General features: G+C 76.7%; 14 protein-coding genes and 1 pseudogene. 7 read left to right on the top strand and 8 right to left on the bottom strand.

All coding sequences use genetic code 11. From position 1 onward, the window contains the following. Window positions 1–117 precede the first annotated feature (117 nt). Both IHE55_RS18220 and IHE55_RS18215 read right to left on the bottom strand, forming a co-directional pair. On the bottom strand, window positions 118–741 hold the full coding sequence (locus tag IHE55_RS18220; RefSeq protein ID WP_197989990.1) for a SurA N-terminal domain-containing protein: 624 nt from the start codon (window positions 739–741) through the stop codon (window positions 118–120). Between the two features lie 539 nt (window positions 742–1,280). Further along, window positions 1,281–2,824: pseudogene (locus IHE55_RS18215) on the bottom strand (protein kinase domain-containing protein). Between the two features lie 119 nt (window positions 2,825–2,943). Between IHE55_RS18215 and IHE55_RS18210 the strand changes: the two are divergent. Together IHE55_RS18210 and IHE55_RS18205 are read left to right on the top strand one after the other, a co-directional pair. After that, entirely contained in the window at window positions 2,944–3,105 is a 162-nt protein-coding gene (locus IHE55_RS18210; protein ID WP_197989989.1) for a hypothetical protein, read from the top strand. Window positions 3,106–3,461: 356 nt separating this feature from the next. Further along, window positions 3,462–3,728 carry a hypothetical protein gene (locus IHE55_RS18205; RefSeq protein WP_197989988.1) on the top strand — a complete coding sequence of 89 codons (267 nt, stop codon included), beginning with the start codon at window positions 3,462–3,464 and terminating at the stop codon, window positions 3,726–3,728. A 903-nt stretch (window positions 3,729–4,631) separates the two neighbouring features. Here the strand turns inward: IHE55_RS18205 and IHE55_RS18200 are convergent. Further along, the gene (locus tag IHE55_RS18200) at window positions 4,632–6,806 is read right to left on the bottom strand and encodes an N-6 DNA methylase (RefSeq protein ID WP_307826891.1); all 2,175 of its coding nucleotides are present in this window, start codon (window positions 6,804–6,806) and stop codon (window positions 4,632–4,634) included. 374 nt (window positions 6,807–7,180) lie between these two features. Between IHE55_RS18200 and IHE55_RS18195 the strand changes: the two genes are divergently transcribed. After that, window positions 7,181–7,918 carry an Rv1352/Rv1906c domain-containing protein gene (locus IHE55_RS18195; protein WP_307826725.1) on the top strand — a complete coding sequence of 246 codons (738 nt, stop codon included), beginning with the start codon at window positions 7,181–7,183 and terminating at the stop codon, window positions 7,916–7,918. Between the two features lie 409 nt (window positions 7,919–8,327). Here IHE55_RS18195 and IHE55_RS18190 read toward each other — a convergent pair whose 3' ends face one another. After that, a complete protein-coding gene (locus IHE55_RS18190; RefSeq protein WP_372442693.1) occupies window positions 8,328–9,086 on the bottom strand; it encodes an HNH endonuclease family protein in 759 nt (252 codons plus the stop codon). A 342-nt stretch (window positions 9,087–9,428) separates the two neighbouring features. Here IHE55_RS18190 and IHE55_RS18185 point away from each other — a divergent pair, with 342 nt between their 5' ends. After that, a complete protein-coding gene (locus IHE55_RS18185; protein ID WP_197989987.1) occupies window positions 9,429–10,886 on the top strand; it encodes a DUF2079 domain-containing protein in 1,458 nt (485 codons plus the stop codon). A gap of 349 nt (window positions 10,887–11,235) precedes the next feature. On the opposite strand, the gene IHE55_RS18180 is transcribed toward IHE55_RS18185, so the two are convergent. Then, window positions 11,236–12,762 (bottom strand): winged helix-turn-helix transcriptional regulator, encoded by a 1,527-nt coding sequence (locus tag IHE55_RS18180; protein WP_197989986.1) that lies wholly within the window; start codon window positions 12,760–12,762, stop codon window positions 11,236–11,238. A gap of 60 nt (window positions 12,763–12,822) precedes the next feature. Between IHE55_RS18180 and IHE55_RS18175 the strand changes: the two genes are divergently transcribed. Continuing rightward, window positions 12,823–13,266, top strand: coding sequence for a YybH family protein (locus IHE55_RS18175; RefSeq protein ID WP_197989985.1), 444 nt, complete (start codon window positions 12,823–12,825; stop codon window positions 13,264–13,266). A 38-nt stretch (window positions 13,267–13,304) separates the two neighbouring features. Next, window positions 13,305–13,856, top strand: a complete 552-nt coding sequence (locus IHE55_RS18170) for an RDD family protein (protein ID WP_197989984.1) — start codon at window positions 13,305–13,307, stop codon at window positions 13,854–13,856. Between the two features lie 320 nt (window positions 13,857–14,176). Here IHE55_RS18170 and IHE55_RS18165 read toward each other — a convergent pair whose 3' ends face one another. Both IHE55_RS18165 and IHE55_RS18160 read right to left on the bottom strand, forming a co-directional pair. After that, window positions 14,177–15,442, bottom strand: a complete 1,266-nt coding sequence (locus IHE55_RS18165; RefSeq protein ID WP_232265614.1) for a L,D-transpeptidase — start codon at window positions 15,440–15,442, stop codon at window positions 14,177–14,179. Window positions 15,443–15,715: 273 nt separating this feature from the next. Continuing rightward, window positions 15,716–16,027 (bottom strand): hypothetical protein, encoded by a 312-nt coding sequence (locus IHE55_RS18160; RefSeq protein WP_197989982.1) that lies wholly within the window; start codon window positions 16,025–16,027, stop codon window positions 15,716–15,718. Window positions 16,028–16,147: 120 nt separating this feature from the next. On the opposite strand from IHE55_RS18160, the gene IHE55_RS18155 reads away from it, so the two are divergent. Further along, on the top strand, window positions 16,148–16,465 hold the full coding sequence (locus IHE55_RS18155; RefSeq protein ID WP_372442771.1) for a hypothetical protein: 318 nt from the start codon (window positions 16,148–16,150) through the stop codon (window positions 16,463–16,465). A gap of 277 nt (window positions 16,466–16,742) precedes the next feature. Here the strand turns inward: IHE55_RS18155 and hutH are convergent, their stop codons facing one another. Then, on the bottom strand, window positions 16,743–18,305 hold the full coding sequence (gene hutH, locus IHE55_RS18150; RefSeq protein ID WP_197989980.1) for a histidine ammonia-lyase: 1,563 nt from the start codon (window positions 18,303–18,305) through the stop codon (window positions 16,743–16,745). Between the last annotated feature and the right edge of the window lie 559 nt (window positions 18,306–18,864).

Genomic DNA, 18,864 nt, shown 5'->3' with positions numbered 1-18,864 from the left:
GGACGGCGGGACCACCCGGTCCGGGGCGCCGTCCGGCCCCCGCGCGCCCGCGCACCGTACGGACCGGCACCGGGCGGTCCGTACGGTGTCCGGCCGGCCCGGGTCAGGGCCGGCCGGTCACGCGGGCTGCTGCTGTTGCCGGCCGGCCTCCGCCGGGCGCAGCCACGGGTCCTGGGCCAGGGCCAGGCCGCGCATGTCGTCCCACGTCCCGTAGCGGGGGTTGACCTCGATGTCGAGCGCCTTGGAGGTGCGGACCAGCAGCTCGCTCGCGCCCTGCGGACCGAGTGCGCGGTCCAGCTTGACGCGGGTCACGCCGACCCGGACCTCCTGGTCGATCTGGCGCGGCGCGACGCCCTGCTGGAGGTAGAGCGCGCGGAGCGTGTCGGCCCCGCCCTGCCGGGACTCGACCTGCTTCCGCGCCTGCTGGACCTCGCGCCGGGTGACGGTCACCCCGCTCTGCCGGGCCGCCCGCTCGATCACCTCGTACTTGATCAGCCGGGCCAGGACGTCCTGGTTGAGCCGTCCCGAGCCGGCCACCAGCTGCCGGGCCTGCGGGGACTCGCGCTGCGCGTCGCGGACGACCCGGACGTTGGCCTGGAGCTGGGCGACGGTGATCCGCTCACCGTCGATCACCGCCGCCGCCCCGGGGCGCGCGTCGTTGCCGCAGGCGGTGAGGAGTGGGGCCGCGAGGAGCACGGCGGAGGCGGCGGAGACGGAGAGCGCTGTGCGGCGGCGGATCATCAGTGAGCCTCCCGGCTTGGGCGATGGTCGGGCGACGAGCGTTGATCTGGCGAGATGGTAGGGAGTCCGGGCCCCGGCTAGCTACCGGTGGGACCAACGATTCGCAAGGAGTTGGGTAGCGCGGACGCGGCCCCGGGTGGCCGGTTCAGGCCCCCGGCGGCCTCGGGAGCCCACCCGTTCGGCAGGCCGGGCCACTCGTTCGGCAGCGCCGGGGGCACCCGTTCGGCGCGGTCCCCCGCCCGGACCCGCGGGTGTCCGGCCGGCGGGCCCCGGTGCGCGCGGGTCCTCGTGCGGGCCCCCGGTCGTGCGGACGCCCGGTCGTCGGGCTCCCGATCGTGAGGGCGCCCCCGGTGGTGCGGGTTCCCGGCCGTACCGGGTCTCCGGAGTGCGGCGGCGCCGGCCGTACCGGGGCCCGGCCGCGCCGGTCCCGCCGTACGGGCTCCGGCCGCGCCGGTCCCGCCGGCGCCGTACGGGCCCGGGCCGCGGCGGCGCCGGGCGTACGGGCCGGCGGGCGCGCCGGGGCGGCCCGGCCCGCCGGGTCAGCCGTGGACCTGGCCGAGCCAGTGCAGGGTGCGGCGGACCTCGGCGGGCAGCGGGTGGTGCGGGCCGTGCACCAGTTCCGCGTCGTACAGCAGCCGGGCGAGGGTGTCGTGGGCCGCGGCGCGGTCGCCGACGGCGAGCAGCAGATGGCCGATCCGGCGGCGGATCTCCAGCGGTTCGCCCGGGTCGGCGGCGGCCTGGCTCTCGAAGTACGGCAGCACCGCGCGGTATTCCACGAGCGCGGCGGCGGCCTCGCCGAGCTGTTCCAGGCACTGCGCCGCCTCGTAGCGGAAGCGCAGCGCCTGCCGGACGGCGTCCGGGCCGGACTCGGTGGCGTACTCGTCCGCGAGGCGGCGCAGCTCCGGCAGGGCCCGGCGGTACTGCCCGTCGTCCATCAGGGTGGCCGCGTACTGCTTGCGCAGCGACCGGACGACCGCGGAGTGCTCGCCGTGCCGGGCGGCGGCGGCCGGCAGCACCCCGCCGAGGATGTCCACGGCCTGGGTGATGCGGCCCTGGTCGAGGAGGAACTTGACCTGGTCGACGGCGCCGGCGATGTCCGGCACGGGCGCCGGCGGGGTGGCCGCCGCCGGGGGCGTGGCGGGCGCGACGGGCCGGTCCGGCCAGGGGGCGTGCGGCCGCAGGAAGGGGCGGGTGGGGTCCATGGGGCCGCTGGGGGCGTGTCGTGCCCGGGGCGGGGCAGCAGCGGGGCGAGCGCCTGGTACACCTCGTGGGCGTCGGCGGGGCGCTCCTGCGGGTCCTTGGCGAGCAGCCGCAGCACCAGCGCTTCGAGGGCCTCGGGCACCTCGGGGCGGAGCCGGCGGACCGGCACCGGCGCCTCGTAGAGGTGGCGGTGGAGCACCCCGAGCGCGGTGGAGCCGGCGAACGGCGCGGTGCCGGCGAGCAGTTCGTGGAGGAGCACGCCGAGCGCGTACAGGTCGGTGTACGGGCCGACGGCGCCGCCCATCGCCTGCTCGGGCGCCATGTACGCGGGGCTGCCGATGGGCGAGCCGGTGTGGGTGAGCCGGGTGGTGTCGTTGTCCAGCACGGCGGCCACCCCCAGGTCGAGCACGGTGACCGTGCCGTCCTGCCGGACCATCACGTTCCGCGGCTTGAGGTCGCGGTGCACGATGGGGACCGCGTGCACCGCGGAGAGCACCGCGCACAGCTGGGCGGCCACGCTCACCGCCCAGGGCCACGGGTACGGGTCGTGCTCGGCGAGGTGGTCGGCGAGGTCGGCGCCCTCGACCAGGCTCATCACCAGGTAGAGGTCGGGGCCGTCGCTGCCCGCGTCGTGGACGGTCACCAGCCCCCGGTGGTCCACCTGGGCGGTGACCCGGCACTCGCGGACGAACCGGCGGCGCAGTTCCTCGACGGCGTCCTCGGTGCCCTGGCCGCCGGGCCCGGCCATCCGGTCCGGGCGGAGCAGCTTGACCGCCACCCGCCGGTCCAGGCGCCGGTCGTACCCGGTCCACACCTGGCCCATGCCGCCCTGGCCGATCAGCGTGGACAGCTCGTAGCGGTCCGCGACGAGACGTCCGTTCACCGCTCCTGCTCCCTGCGGAGGAGATCGCTCAGCTCGTCCAGTTCGGCACGGACCTGCCCGATCCGCTGCGACGGCCGCGGCTGCGGGGACGGCTGCGACTGCGAGGACGGGTGTGACGGATGGGACGGCTGCGACTGCGTCGGGTGGGGCGCCGGGGGCTGTGCGGACGGCGGGGGTTGCTGCGCCTGCCGGGCCGGCTGCGGCTGCTGCGCGTGCGGGGCGTGCTGCGCGTGCTGCGCGTGCTGCGGGTGCTGGAGCGACGAGGGCCCGGGGGCCGGTGACGGGGGCGTACGGCGGGGTGTGACCGGAGGCCGGGTGACCCGCGGGCCCCCGGGGGCGGGGTGTGACCGGCGGCGGGATGGCCGGCCGGCCCCGGGGCGGGTAGGACCCGGGCTGCGGATAGCCGTAGCCGGGCGGTACCGCCACCGCCGGGACGGCGCCGGCGGCGGGTACGGGCCCCGCGGCGGCCCCCGCGACGAACCCGGGCGCGGGGACGGCACCGGGAACGGCCCCGGGCGCGGCGGCGTACGGGGCGTAGGGGTGGCCCGCCCCGGCCGGCTGCAACGGGCCGGCGCCGGGCCCGGTCCGGTGCAGCCGGATGTCGGTCACCAGGTAGTACGCGACGACGCCGGCGGCCATGACGAGCAGGGCGGCCATGGCGATGTCGGAGGAGATGTGGTCGGAGTTGGACTCGGTGAGGAAGCCGGCGCAGACCAGGGTGAGCGCCAGCACCGTCCAGAACAGCGCCCAGTCCGTGTTCCGCCGCCGCACGATGGCCAGCCGCAGCATCGGCACCCAGCCGAGGAAGCCCACGGTGCACACCGTGACGGCGACGAAGAGAACCCGGATCAGCACCAGGACCGCCGGGGTGGGAGTGCGGCGGCTCTGCTGCGGGTGCGGGTAGCCGGGGCCGGGGCCTGGGCCGTTCATCGATGCTCCTGGGGTGCGAGGTTGGCCTGAGCGTATACACCGGCGCGGGGTGTGTGACCCGGGTGGTGCGGATTGGTTCGCGGGCCCGACCGCCGCCGGGTCACCGGTCGGCCGGCCCGCCGCCGAAGAGCCCGGGGCACCGGTCGGCCGGCCCGCCGCCGCAGGGCCCGGGGCACCGGTCGGCCGGCCCGCCGCCGCAGGGCCCGGGGCAGCCGGGCGGTCCCGGGCGTGGGGCGACCCGGTGCGGCCGGCGCCGGGCAGGCGCGCCCGGGCACCCGCGCCCCGCTCCGGGCCCGGCCCGGTGGGCGTTCGCGGATGCCCCCGCGGGGCCTTGCCGGGCCGGCACGCACCGGCCCCGACCGAACGCACCGGCGCCGGGGCCGCAAGAGCCGGGAGCCGGCGGGCCCGGAGGCCCCGGCGCCCTCGGGCCCCGACGGGCTCCGGCGGCCCGTCGGCCGGTCTCCCCGCGCGAGCGCACCGGCCCCCCCCTGTTCACCCGCGCCCCCCGTCACCCCCGCACGCCCACATGTCCCTATGCCCGTATATCCACATGTCCGCATGTCCACAGATGGCCTCCACGTCGACCCGGAGCCGGGGCCGGAGGCCGCCCGCGCGGAGCGGGGCGGGTCCCGGTGGGACCGGCGGCATGGGGACGGTACGGCCGGGCCAGGGGCACGACCACGGACCCGACCACGCGCCACCGCGCGCGGACCACGCACCTCCTCACCACCCGGGCACCCGCCCTCGCCCGCCCGGGCCTCGCGGGCACCCCCCACCACAGGCGGCCGGGGCCGCGCGGGTCCAGGGCCGCGCGGGCCGGGGCGACCACGGGCGGGCACGGCGCGGGCACCGGCCCGGGCCGCGCGGGCGCGCCGGCTCACTGCGGCGGTACGGTGCCGTCCGCCAGCCCGTCGTACAGCCCCTGGACGAGCTGCTCGCCGAGCCGGCCGGCCAGTTTCAGCGCCTCCTCGAAGGCGGCGAGGGCGCGGTACCGCTCCCCGTAGCGGCGCTGCTCGTCCAGCGGCAGCCGGGGCAGTTGCAGCCGCCGCACGTCGAGCCGGGTGGCGGTGGAGGCGTAGCTGCTGGCCTGCCGCTGGTTGGCGCTGCCGCGCAGGTAGCCGGCGACGAACCAGGGGTCCAGGGCGGCCGGGTCCGGCCGGAGCAGGCACAGGTTGCGGGCGAGCGCCGCCCCGGCGGTGGTGCCGTCCACGACCCGGGCCACGGCACCACCGCCGAGCACCGGGACCACCACGTCGCCGGCCTCGGTGAGCACCGGTTCCTCGGCGGCGGCCCGGTCGCCGCGGGCGGCCGGCGGCAGCGTGCCGGAGGGGCCGGTGCCGGCGAGCACGTCGTGCTCGGTGAGCAGCGGCGGGGCACCGCCGTCGCCGGCCGCGGCCGTGGCCGGCCCGCCGTTGCGCAGCACCAGGGCGCCGGCCCGGGCGAGTTCGCCGACGGTGGTCATGGGCCAGCGGGCGCCGGCGGCGGAGGCCGTGGCGGCCGGGGCCGGGCCGGTGGGCGAGGGCGCGCCGGGGGTGAGCGCGGTGGTGCGGACCAGGGTGTCGGCGAGCCGGTCGCGCACCGCGGCGAGTTCGGCGGCCCCGCCGCCCGCGGCGGGCGGCGGCAGATGGCGGGCGGGGGCGAGGTCGACGTCGTCGTCGAGGAGTTCGATGACCGGTACCGAGCGGCGGACGCCGGGCTCCTCGGCGACGGTGCCGTGCCGGTCGAAGTCCTGCCAGGCGGCGCGCACCGCGTGGTGCACGGCCGGCCAGTCGAGCTTGTCCCGGCCCGCGCCCGGGCCGGCGCCCGGGCCGCCCGGCGCGGCCAGTTCGGCGGCGTCCACCAGCAGCAGCTGGGGGGCGGCCGGCTGCCCGGCGCCCGGGCGCCGCAGCACCCACAGGTGGAGCGGGATGCCGTACGGCGGGGCGGCACCGGCCGGCAGGGCGACCACCGCGCGCAGCGCGCCCCGGCGCAGCAGGTCGGCGCGGATCCGCCGGCCGGACCGGCGGGAGGCGGCGGCCGGCGGCATCAGCAGCACCGCGGTGCCGCCGTCCCGGAGCCGGGCCAGCGCGTGCTGCACCCAGGCCAGCTCGGACTCGGTGCGGGCCGGGAAGCCGTACTCCCAGCGCGGGTCGTAGGCGAGTTCGTCGTGGCCCCAGTTCCGCTCGTTGAACGGCGGGTGGCAGATCACCGCGTCGGCGGTCAGCTGCGGGAAGGCGTCGGCGCGCAGGGTGTCGCCGGCGCGCACCCGGACCGGGGTGTCGAAGTCCAGGGCCAGCCGCAGCGCGGTGAGCGCGGCGAGGTCGGGGTCGGCCTCCTGGGCGTGGCGGTGGCGGGCGGCGGTGGCGGCGCGCAGCAGGCCGCCGGTGCCGGAGGCCGGGTCCAGGACGGTGGGCCCGTCGCAGGCCGCGGGGTCCTCCTGGTCCGGGCCGGCGCCGGCCGGGGCGCCGGCGGTCGCCGTGCGGGCGGTGGCGGTGGTGACCCCGGCGAGGTCGGCCATCAGCTCGGCCGGGCCGGGCGGGGTGAGGGTGTACTGGCGCGGGTTGGCGTCGAGATGGCGGCCGAGCAGGAACTCGTACGCCTCGCACGGCCCGAGTTCGGTGGCGAGCTGCGCCGCGCCGCGGATCAGGGCGACGTCGGCCAGCAGGGTCGCGGCGTCCGGCACCGGCACCGGGTGGTGTTCGCCGAGCCGGGCGGTGAGGACCGGGGCGAGCGCGGTCGGCAGCCACTGGGCGAGCTGGGCGTCCGGTGCGGCCCGCAGCTCGTCCCAGGCGGTGGGCCGGTGGCGCACCAGCAGCAGGACGGCACCGGCGTGCCGCAGGGCGACGGCGGCTCCGGCGGGGTGCCCGGCGAGCAGTTGCCAGACCCGTTCCCGCAGCGGCACCTCGGCGAGTTTGCCCTGGCTGCGCAGCCACTGCTCGATGTCGCGGAGCGCGAAGGTGGGGCTGGTCTCGGTGCCGCCGACCGGCCGGGGGAAGTCGGCGTGGCGGCGACGCCAGTTGCTGACGGCGGCGCGGCCGACGCCGGCCAGCCGGGCGATCCCGGCGGCGGTCACCTCGGTGGCGGTGGCCTCCGGGACGGCCGGACCGCCCGTCGTCCCGCGCCGCCCGGCGGAGGGCGCCGGTCCGTCCGGTGCCGCGTCGTTGCCCATCACTCCGTTGCCGTCTGTCACATCGTCACCCGTCACGTCCGTCGCCGGCTGTTCCCCGCCCTCGGCCCACCCCGTCGCCTTGCCGTGTCCCTACTGAGCCGCGCTGCGTGGCGTCGAGCATACCCGCGCACCACGGAGAGACCCCTTCACGTCGTGAATCGGCGTACCCCTGTGAACCGTGTTGACTCGGTTCACAGCTCGTGCTGTTATTGATCCCGTTGAACGGCCCCGCCGCGACGGCGGAACTCACAGATTTCCCTTGCCGAAAGGTGCGCCCGATGTCGATGTCTCACGCCCAGCCCCCGCAGAAGCGGCAGAACTGGTTCGCCCGGCACAAGGTCCTCACCGGCATCGGTGCGGTGGTCGTGGTGGCCGCCATCGGTACGGCCGCCGCCGGCGGGGGCGGCGACGACAAGGACTCCAAGGACAGGACCACGCAGTCGGCCGGGAAGGACTCCGGCGGCGGTTCCGGCAAGGGCACGGAGAAGAAGGAGGAGAAGGCCGAGCCGGCCATCGACGGCGACGGCACCTTCGAGGTCGGCTCCGACGTCAAGCCCGGCACCTACCGGACCACCGGCAACGACGAGCTCGGCGGCTGCTACTGGGAGCGGGCGAAGGACTCCAGCGGCGAGATGGACTCCATCCTCGCCAACGACAACGTCACCGGCGCCTCGTACGTGACGATCAAGCCCACCGACAAGATCTTCAAGTCCAACGGGTGCAACGACTGGGAGGCGGTCCCGGACAAGCCCGCCGCCGGCGGCACCCCCAAGACCGAGTTCTCGGGCAAGGGCGGCATGTACCGGGTGGGCGTGGACATCGCCCCGGGCACCTACAAGTCCGCGGGGAACGACGGCGACATCGGCTGCTACTGGGAGCGCGACAAGGACGCCCTGCACGGTCTGGAGTCCATCGCCGCCAACGAGAACGTCACCGGCTCCGGCGTGGTGACCATCGCCCCCGGTGACGCCTACTTCAAGACCAACAACTGCAACGACTGGAAGAAGGCCGGCTGATGCCGCCCGGCCCCGCCGCACCCCGTACGGCGCCGGGCCGCACCACCGACGGCGTGCCGGCCCTCGACGGCGTACCGGCGACCACCGCCGTACGCACCACCGGCGGCGTACCCGTCCCCGGCGACGTACGCACCACCGGCGGGTCCGCCTCCGGACCCGCCGCCGGGGCCACCGTACGGGCCACCACCCGGGCCGCCGGGGCCACCACCGGGACCGCCGGCCGGACCTCCCGTGCCACCACCGGGACCGCCGGCCCCACCACCCGCGCCACCACCGGGACCAACGGCCGCGCCACCCGCGTCACCACCGGCCCGGCCCCCGGGACCGCCGGACGCCCCGCCCGCCGTCCGGGCCGGCGCCTCGACCACCCGGGCCGCCGGGGCCACCGCGCGGACCGCCCGGCGGTCCGTCAGCCGCCGCACTGGCGGAGCATCATCGCCTTGTCCGCCGCCGTCACCGGGAGGTCGTACTCCAGGGTGACCTGGGCGAACCGGAGCGTGTAGGCGCAGCGGACCGAGCGGTTCGGGGGCAGCCAGGCGGCCGGCCCGGAGTCCCGCTTGGCGGTGTTGGCCCGGCCCAGGACCGGCAGCAGGTTGAGCGCGTCGTTGGCGAACCGCTCGCGCTTGTCCTCCGGCCACCGGGCGGCGCCCATCCGCCAGCTGTACGACAGCGGCACCACATGGTCGATCTGCACCTCGGCGGCCTTCTCCTTCCGCCACTCGACGCGCTGCCCGGTGTACGGGTCGGACAGCGTCATGGCGATCACCACGCAGTCGGAGCCGGACCGGAACCGCAGCTCGCGGCCGTCCCGCCGGAGCAGGTCGTTGCGGGTGTCGCAGCCGTTCCGCGCCCACGGCACGCCGTCGGCGGTGTCCGTCCACGCGTGGCCGAACCGGTCCCGGTCGTATCCGGTGCGCGGCCCGGGGCCCTTCACCGCGACCCGTTCGATGACGGCCCGGGCCGCCGCCCGGTCCGCGTCCGAGGTCACCGGCGCCAGCCCCGGCCGCGTCCCCTCCGGGTTCCGCAGCGGGCTGACCACCCGCCGGTCGGGCGCTGGACCGCCGCCGGCGGACGGCCCGCCGGAACCGTCCGGGTCCACCGAGCACCCGCCGGCCGCGAGCAGCGCGGTGAGCACCACGGCACCCGCCCGGCCGGTCCTCCCACGCACCCCGGCCCGGACCCGGCTCCGGGCCGGCTCCGGGCCGAAGCCCCCGCCGGCCGTACCGTCCGCGCCGCGGACACCGCTCCCGCCGCGCGTGCGGGCCCCGCCCCGCCACCCCCTCGCGCCCGGCACACCGCTGCCGCCGGGGCCGTCGCCTTCCGCTGTTCCGCCGCCGCCCGGCGTGCCGCTGCCGCCGTGGTCCCGGTCGGCGGCCGCCCCGTACGCTCCGGAAGCCGCCGTCCCGGGGTTCGCCGCCCTCGCCCGGTCCCGTCCCGGAAACCGTCCTCGCACCCCGGAAACCCCCTTCGCGTATCTTTTCGCCAGACGCCCACACGATAAGGACCCTGGATGGATACGGCCGCCACCGCACCGCCCGGCACCGCGGCGGACAGCAGCGCTTCCACGGTCCCCGCGGGCCCGCGGGCCCGGGCGGCAGCGCTCCGCCGGCCGGCGCTGGACCCGTACTGGCTGGCCCTGGTGCTCTTCGTGCTCTACACGCTGTTGTCGGTCTCCCGGCACCGGCGCATGGAGAACATGTCCTGGGACCTGGGAATCTTCGAGCAGGCCATCCGCTCCTACGCGCACCTCCAGGCCCCGGTCGCCGACCTCAAGGGTCCCGGGGCGAACATCCTGGGCGACCACTTCAGCCCGGTCACCGCGCTCATCGCCCCCTTCTACCGGCTCTTCCCCGGGCCCGCGACGCTGCTGGTGGCCCAGGCCCTGCTCTTCGCGGTCTCGGTGATCCCGGTGACCCGGGTCGCCGCGCACCTGTTCGGCCGCGGCCGGGGGCTGCTGATGGGCGCCGCCTACGGTCTGTCCTGGGGCGTGCAGCGTGCGGTGGACTTCGACTTCCACGAGATCGCCTTCGCGATGCCGCTGCTCGCCTTCGCCCTGGAGGCGGTGATCCGGGAGCGCTGGTACCCGGCGATGCTGTGGGCAGCCCCGCTGGTCCTGGTCAAGGAGGACCTGGGCGCCACGGTGGCGGTCATCGGGGCGGTCATCTGGCTGCGCTGCCGCCGGGGGGGCGACACCAGGGTCGTGCTGTACGCCATCGGGCTGGCCGCGTTCGGGGTGATCGCCTCGGCCCTGGCGCTGGGCGTGATCATCCCCGGCTTCAACGGGGGCGGGGACTACGCCTACTGGGAGAAGATGGACAGCGGCGCCGCGGAGGCCACCATTCCGCTGGACACCGCGCTGCGCACGCTCGCCTGGGTGCTGCTGCCCACCACCGGTCTGCTGGCGCTCCGTTCACCGCTGCTGCTGGCGGTCCTGCCCACCCTGGGCTGGCGGTTCGTCTCCCACGAGGAGCACTACTGGGGCACCGACTGGCACTACAACGCGGTGCTGATGCCGATCGTCTTCCTCGCCCTGGTGGACGCGGTGGACCGCGGCCGGCGCAGCCCGCGCCCGTGGCTCGCCGCCTACGCGCGGCAGATGCCGGTCGCGGTGGCCGCCGCGTCGGTCGCGCTGACCAGCTCCCTGCCGCTGTACGGGCTGACGGTGCCGGACACCTACCGCAAGCCGGCCTCGGTGGCCGCCGCCGAGCGGCTGCTCGACCGGATTCCCGACGACGCCTCGGTGGAGGCGAACGTCGGCCCCATCAGCCGCCTCACCAACCGCTGCCGGGTCTTCTGGGTGGGCGACACCCGGGGCATCGAGCCGGACTACATCGCGCTGAAGGAGGACCCGTACCGCACCCCGGAGGACGTTGCGGCCTACGCCCGCCAGCTGCACCCGGGCACCTCCTACCGCCACCTCGGGGAGGCGGGGGACGTCCACGTCCTGCGGCGGGAGGGGCCGCGGTGACCGGGCCGTTCCCGGTACGGTTCGCGGCCCGCGACTGACCGCCGGCGCCGTCCCGCGGGGGCCGTCCGGCCGTCCGGCCGCCTCACGGGGGCCCGTCCGGCGGCACTGCCGCGGCCCGTCCGCCTCGCCGGGTCCGTCCGTCCGGCGGCCTACCCGCCCGAGTCCGGCCGCGGCCCCGCCGGGTCCCGTACGTTCCACCGCGGGGCCGGTCCGTCGGGGCCGGCCGTCACGGCCGTCCGTCTCAACCTGCCGTCACGGCCCGCCCTGCGGGCCGCTCGTCAGGTCCCGCCCGTACGGCCGGGTGTCGGGGCCGGGCGCCGCCGCGCACGGTGTGCGGCGGGTACCGGCGTCAGCGCAGCCGGGCCCGGTCGGCCGCGGCGGTGCCGTGTGCCCAGCCGTCGGCGTCACGCCCCTTGAGCCGGTGCGCGGTGGTCTCCGGGAACATCCGCCCGGCGGTCTCCCCCACCGCCACCTCGCGGGCGGCGAGCACCGGCAGCAGCTCCGGCCCGCCCGCCCCGCCGGCCGCGGCCTCGCGGGCCGCGGCGTCGGTCGCGGTGCGGGTGGCCTCGGCGAGCCGGCCCCTGATCCGGTCCGCGTAGGCGATGAGGAATGACTCCCGGAAGTCCCGGGTACGGCGGGACCGCCCGCCGGCGTGGTGCCGGTCGGCCGCCCGGTTCATCGCGGTGGTGGCCTGGAGCAGCAGCGAGGTGTACAGCAGCTCGACCAGCTCCAGATCGGCCTCGAAGCCGACCACCGTGGAGAAGCCCAGGTCGCTCGACCACACCGCCTGGCAGCGGTTGGCCTCCGCGACCGCGTCCAGCAGCAGCGCCCTGGCCGCCTCGTACGGGGCGTCGATCCCGATCCGGCAGGCGCCGGGCGCCTCGGCCCCGTCCGGCCCGGCACCGGACACCGCGCCGGCGTCGAGCAGCGCCGCGTCGATGCTGTGGCGGGCCATCAGCTCCTGGGCCTTGGCGGAGAGCGCCTCGGCCTCCGCCGGGTAGGAGCTGGACTCCGCCTTGGCCAGCAGGGCCCGGACGCGCCCGAGCATCCGGGGCTCCCCCGCCCCCGCCGCCCGCCGGGGCGCCGGGGGCTCCAGCGGAGGGATCCGGGGCAGCCGGCCGGCCAGCCGCAGCGCGTCCAGCACGGTGGAGGCGGTCCGGAAGCGGTCGGTGCGCTCCCGGCCGGCGAGCCCGTCCAGGTAACCGTCGTCGCCGCCCCACCACACCCGGGCGTCCAGCTCCCGCAGCTGGGCGGCCCAGCGGGGGTCCGCCGCACGGCCACCGGGGCCCCCGCCGGACGTACCCCGGGCCGTATCCCCCGCCGTGCCGCCCGACGCCCGGGGAGCCGTCCTGGCCTCCGCCGCGATCATGTCCACCAGGAACCGCACCCGGTCGCCGTCCCCGCGCTCGCGGCGGACGGCGCGCACCAGATCGGCCGGCTGCCAGCCGCGCTGCCAGCAGCCGCGTACCGTCGCGGTGCCGGCCGCGACCAGGGCGCGGCTGACCGCCTCCCAGCCGGCCGGGGCGGCGGTGAGCCGGGAGGCCCCACCGTCCAGGGCGTCGTCGAGCCGGTCCCCGGGCGCGGTGAGCTCGTACCGTACGGCCGGCGGCCAGCCGGGGGTGCGGGTGCGCCGCACCACGCCGGCGTCGGTGAGCTGGGCGAGCCGGTCGGTGAGCACCTTGTCGGAGAGGCGCGGGAGCGCGGCGGCCAGCTCGCTGTAGCTGTGGTCGCCGCGCAGCAGTTCCCGGACCACCAGGGTGGTCCAGCGGCCCCGGAGCGCGGCGAGGGCGATCTCGACCGGGCAGTCCGGGTCGGGGGCCGCGACCCGGGCCCGGGGGTCGTCGGGCAGGCCGTGGCGAACCGTTGGGTGAGTCACGAGGGCGCCTCCTATCGTCGGGCCGCACCGGCCACCGGCCCCGACCGAGAGGAACGCCCCATGACCTCACCGACTTCCCACGCCACCCAGCTGCCGCTCACCGCCGAGGACCTGCCCGCCGTGTTCGCCGCGCGGTTCAACAGCGGGGACGCCCGGGCGGTGGCGGAACTCTACGAGCCCGGCGCGGTGTTCGTGCCGCCCACCGGGGAGCCGGCCCGCTCCCCGGCCGCGATCGAGCGGGCCAACGCCGCGTTCCTGGGCCTCGGGCTGCCCATCGCGGTCCGGCCGCGGGAGGTCCAGGTCACCGACGACGGCCTGGCGCTGCTGGTGGTGGACTGGGAGATCGAGGGCACCGGGCCGGACGGGGACCGGGTGCACGTGCGGGCCACGGCCACCGATGTGGCCCGGCGCGGTCCGGACGGCCGCTGGCGGTACGTCATCGACAACCCCTTCGGCGGGGTGCCGCACGCGGAGCGGTTCGATGCCGGCCGGCCATCGAACTGAGAAGGAACCGTCACAGGCGGACGGCAGGATGTCCGGCTGTGAACGATTCTCGGACTCCCTGGCCCTCGCCGCCGCCCGCCCACCCGTACCCCGGCCCGCCGCCCCACCCGGGAGGCGGCCCCGGCGCACCGGCCCGTCCGGTGCCGGCCGGGGTGGGGGACCTGCGCCGGCAGTGCGCCTCCGTGGTGGACGGATTCCTCACCCTGCTGGGCGGCAGCCTCATCGCGCTGCGGCTGCCGGACGGGACGGACCTCGGGGTGCCCGCGGGCACCATCACCACCAGCGGCAACCACTTCTCGACCTTCGCCCTGGCCGTCTGCGTGCTCGGGGTGTCCTTCGCGCACCATGTGCTGGGCCCGATGCTCTTCCGCACCACGGTGGGCAAGTTCCTCTGCCTGGCCCGGGTGGTGCGGGCGGCGGACGCGGGCCGGCCGCGGTTCTGGCAGTGCGTGCGGCGGTGGCTGCTGGGGCTGACCTGGCTGCCGGTGCAGGCGGCGCTGTCGCTGGTCGGCGGTGACGGCGACCCGTACGACGACGGGTGCGGGCTGCGGATCGTCCGGAGCCGGGACCTGCGCGCGGCCCGGCGGTGACCCGGCCGCCGGGCGGTGCCCGGCGCCGCACCCCCCTCGTCACGCCGCCGGGGCCCGGGTGACCCCGGCCCGGCGGCCCGGGCCCGCTCCCGGCGGCACCGGACGGCAGCCGGCGCGCCCCGGGCCGGCCCACGACGAGGACGCGCGACGGCACCGGCCCCGCACACGACGACGCCGGGCGGCGGCCGGCACGGATGCCGCGCCACACCGGGCGCCCCGGCCCGCACACGACGACGCCGGGCGGCGGCCGGCACGGATGCCGACCGCCGCCCGGCGGTTGCGCTGTGGTGGAACGGGGGTCCGGTCCGCTCCGGGTGGGATCAGGCGCCGGTGGCGCTGCCCCCGACCCACTCGTCCCAGCTCATGTTCCAGCCGTTGAGGCCGTTGTCCGGCTGGATGGTCTTGTCCGGCGAGCCGGTGACCACCACGAGGTCGCCGATCTGCGAGTTCTCGTAGAACCAGGCACCGTCCTGGTTCGGGTCGTTGGCACCCTTGGCGTCGTTCAGACCCACGCAGCCGTGGCTGGTGTTGGCCGCGCCGAAGATGGAGTCGGCACCCCAGTAGTTGCCGTGGATGAAGGTGCCCGAGGTGGACAGGCGCATGGCGTGCGGCACGTCCTTGATGTCGTACTCGCCCTTGCCGTCGTCGTCGGTGAAGCCGACCGTGGCACCGTTCATCCGGGTCTCCTTGAACTTCTCGGAGATCACCATCTGACCGTTGTACGTCGGGTTCTCCGCGCTGCCCGCGGAGATCTTGATCGTCCGGAGGGTCTTGCCGTCCCGCACCACGGTCATCGTCTTGTTCTTGACGTCCACGGTGCTGACCTGGGAGTGGCCGATCTTGAAGGTCACGGTCTTGTCCTGGACGCCGGTGACGCCGTTGGACGCCTCGACGCCGTCCAGGTCGAGCTTGAGGGTGACCGTGGAGTTCGGCTTCCAGTACTCCTTGGGCCGGAAGTCCAGGCGCTGGTCACCGAACCAGTGACCGACCACCTGCTGGCCGCTGGTGGAGGTGACGGTGATGTGGGACTGGACGTCCTTTTTCTTCGTCACCGCCTTGTCGAAGTTGATCGACACCGGCATGCCCACGCCCACCGTGGAGCCGTCCTCAGGGGTGAAGTTCCCGATGAAGCTGTTCGCCGGCGAGACGGTGGTGAAGGCGGAGTTCTCGGTGGCCTGCCGGCCCTGGGAGTCGGTGGCCTCGGCGGTGATCTTGTACTGGGTCGAGCGCTCCAGCTGACCGGCCGGCGTCCAGCTCTTGCCGTCGGGGGAGATGGTGCCCTCGACGGTCGCGCCGGTGGCCGGTGCGGTCATCACGACCTTGGTGAGCTTGCCACCGCTGACGGTGACCTTGGCGTCACTGTTGATGCCGGCGTTGGTGGCGCCGTTCTTGGGAGAGATGGTGATCTTGGCGTCCGACGCCTTCGCCGCCGCGGCCTCGTCGACCTGGGCCGCCGACCTGCCGTGCCCCTGGCTGCCGCCCTCGTCCTTCTTGTCGTCGTCCCCGCCACACGCCGCCAGGGTGAGCACACCGCTGAGCACAGCGGCCGCGACCGCTATCCCCTTGCGGTGCTTACCGTCCGTCATCACAGGTATCTCCATAGCTACTGGACCCCAAAAACCCCGAACCGGAACACTTGTTTCACAAGGGCCCCGGTACTCCGTACAGAACGCCTGCGCCTTTCGGGCGGTTCCATGTTCAGTAAAACTGTGGGCGATACCACTTAGCAAAAAGCGCCGGTCAGGCGGGAGCCCGACCGGCGCCACGGCCCCCGCGGACGCCGCCGCGCACGGTTCCGGCGGGCGTCCGGGGAGGCCGCGCGGGCCGCCCTCCGGCGGCGGGCCCGCCCCCCTCACCGCTCACTCCGTGTCGCCGAGCTCCCAGTCCGCCGCCTCCGGGTCGAACGCGGTCCGCTCACAGCTCCAGGAGGCCTGGGCCAGCTCGGCGCCGGGCACCTCGGCGACCAGGTCGACCGGCTCGACGAGGTAGGCCAGCGCCTCGGCCTCGTCGGTGCGGACCGCCTCCCGCGCCCGGTCCCGCTCCTCGTCCAGCATGAACTCGTCGGCCTCGATCCGTTCGACCGCGGCCCGGGTCAGCGCGCCGGCGTCGGTGACCTCCAGCACCACCTCGACGTGGATACGTACATATCGGGATGTTTCCGTAGCGTCCATGGACGGAGGTTACGGCCCGGCGGCGCCGGTGGCGCCCTCGCTTCCGCGCGACCCGCGGGGGTCACTACGATCGGACGCAACGGGGCTCAATTCGCCGCAGCCTCAAGGGGGATGCATCCTTTGACCGCACGCCGACCACTGCTGACCGCCGCCGCCGCGGGGTCGATGCTGTGCGCCCTGTGGTTCGTGCCGTCCGCGGACGCCACGGAAGCGCGGGGCGGGGAGGGGCCGGCCGGCCGGTCCCCGGCGTACGCCCGGCAGGTCTCCGGACCGGCCACCGGCGGTGACTCCCCGGTCCCGTCCCCGGGCGGGCCGGACCTGGCCGACTCCGGCAGCGTGGACGTCACCCCGTACGTGGTGGGTGGCGTGGGCTTCCTCGGCCTGGGCGTAGCCATGGTCACCGCCTCGATGCGCCGCCCGCGCTCCGCCGCGTACTGACCCCCGCGGGGCCGCGCCGGGCCACGCCGGCCGCCGGTCCGCGGAATCCCGCGCCGGCCGGCCGCCCGCGCTGGCCCGCCGTCCGCGAGGGTCCGCGCCGGTCCGGGCGGCCCCCGCCGTCCTCGCGTGCCCGGAGGCGCTGTCCTGCCCGGAGCCGGCCCGGGTCGCCGATGCCCGTGGTCCTGGTGCCCCGCCGCCCGTGCCCCCGGCCGGAGGGCGAGCCGCTGCGGCCGGGGGTGCCGGGTGTGGCCGGGGGTGCCGGGTGTGGCCGGGGCAGTCAGGCGAGCGGGCCGGTCACCGGCTCCACGGCCGCGATCAGCGCGCCGGAGCGGACGAAGGCGTCCGCCGCGGCCAGGTCGGGGGCGAGGAAGCGGTCCTCGCCGGGCCCCCGCACCCCCGCCTCGCGCACCGCGGCCAGCACCGCCCGGGTCGCCGGGGCGGGCGTCAGTCCGGCGCGCAGCTCGATCGCCCGGGTCGCGGTCATCAGCTCGATGGCGATCACCCGGCAGAGGTTGTCCACGGCGGTACGGAGCTTCCGGGCCGCCGACCAGCCCATCGAGACGTGGTCCTCCTGCATCGCGGAGGACGGGATGGAGTCCACCGAGGCCGGGACGGCGAGCCGCTTCAACTCGCTGACCAGCGCGGCCTGGGTGTACTGGGCGATCATCAGGCCGGAGTCCACGCCCGCGTCGCCGGCGAGGAACGGCGGCAGCCCGTGCGACCGGTTCTTGTCCAGCAGCCGGTCGGTGCGCCGCTCGGCGATGGAGGCCAGGTCGGCCGCGGCGATGGCCAGGAAGTCCAGTACGTAGCCGACCGGGGCGCCGTGGAAGTTGCCGTTGGACTCCACCCGGCCGGGCCCGCCGTCCGCGTCGCCGAGCAGCACCACCGGGTTGTCGATGGCCGCGGCCAGCTCCCGTTCGGCGACCAGCCGGGCGTGTGCCAGGGTGTCCCGGCCCGCCCCCGCCACCTGGGGCGCGCAGCGCACGGAGTAGGCGTCCTGGACGCGCGGGGCGTCGTCCTGGTGGTGGCCGGTGAGGCCGGAGCCGGCCAGCACCCGGAGCATGTTGCCGGCGCTGGCGGCCTGCCCGGGGTGCGGGCGGATGGCGTGCAGCTCGGGGGCGAGGACCTTGTCCGTGCCGAGCAGCGCCTCCAGCGAGAGGGCGGCGGTGATGTCCGCGGAGGTGTAGAGGCGGGCCAGGTCGGCGCAGGCCATCAGCAGCATGCCGAGCATGCCGTCGGTGCCGTTGAGCAGCGCCAGTCCTTCCTTCTCGCGCAGCTCCACCGGGGCGATGCCATGCTCGGCGAGGAGCTCGGCGGCGGGCCGCAGCCGCCCGTCGGGCCCCTCGGCGTCACCCTCGCCCATCAGGGTCAGGGCGCAGTGGGACAGCGGGGCGAGGTCACCGGAGCAGCCGAGGGAGCCGTACTCGTGCACCACCGGGGTGATGCCCGCGTTGAGCACCGCGGCCATGGTCTCGACGACCACCGGACGGACGCCGGTACGGCCCGAGGCGAGCGTCTTCAGCCGCAGGAACATCAGCGCCCGCACCACCTCGCGCTCCACCCGCGGGCCCATCCCGGCGGCGTGCGAGCGGACGATGTTCCGCTGGAGCTGGGCGCGCAGGTCGGGGCTGATGTGCCGCACCGCGAGGGCGCCGAAGCCGGTGGAGACGCCGTAGACCGGGTCGGGCTTGGCGGCCAGGTCGTCCACCACCCGCCGGGCGGCGGCGACGGCGTCCAGGGCGTCGGCGGACAGCTCGACCCGAGCGGCGCCGCGGGCCACGGCGATGACATCGTCGGCGGTCGTCCCGGACGACCCCACCACCACAGTGTGCATATCCATATTCAGGAACCCTAGAGACTGAATCGCCAACTGTCACCACCCGTCCGGGGATGCCGGTGCCCGCCGGCGGGCGCGGAGCGGGTACGCCTTTCGACCCGGGGCAACGGGGCGGGCGGCCCCCGCCCCGCCAGGAGCCGCCCGGACCCCGCCCGTACGGGCCGGACGCACCGGGCCCGCCGGCCGGACGCGCCGGAACCCCGGGACCGGGGGGCGCAGGGACGGGGGCGCGGGCGGGATCGGCCCTGACCCCGCCGTACGGGCGGACCGCCCGCCCGGGACGGGAAGCCGTACAGCCGGACGGCGGCCGAACCGCGCCGACCGGCCACAGGCCCACGGGCCTGGACACGGAGTGGCCCCGACCGGACCGGATGGGCGGAGAAGCCGGACCGAGCAATGGCGGGCCGGCTCGCCCCGGGACCGCCCGGACCCCGCCCGTACGGGCCGGACGCACCGGGCCCGCCGGCCGGACGCGCCGGAGCCCCGGGACCGGGGCGCGCAGGGACGGGGGCGCGGGCGGGATCGGCCCTGACCCTGCCGTACGGGCGGACCGCCCGCCCGG

Source organism: Streptomyces pactum, assembly GCF_016031615.1.
Lineage (GTDB): Bacteria > Actinomycetota > Actinomycetes > Streptomycetales > Streptomycetaceae > Streptomyces > Streptomyces pactus.
Note: the sequence above shows the minus strand (reverse complement) of the source record. Positions and strands in the feature narration are given on the sequence as shown.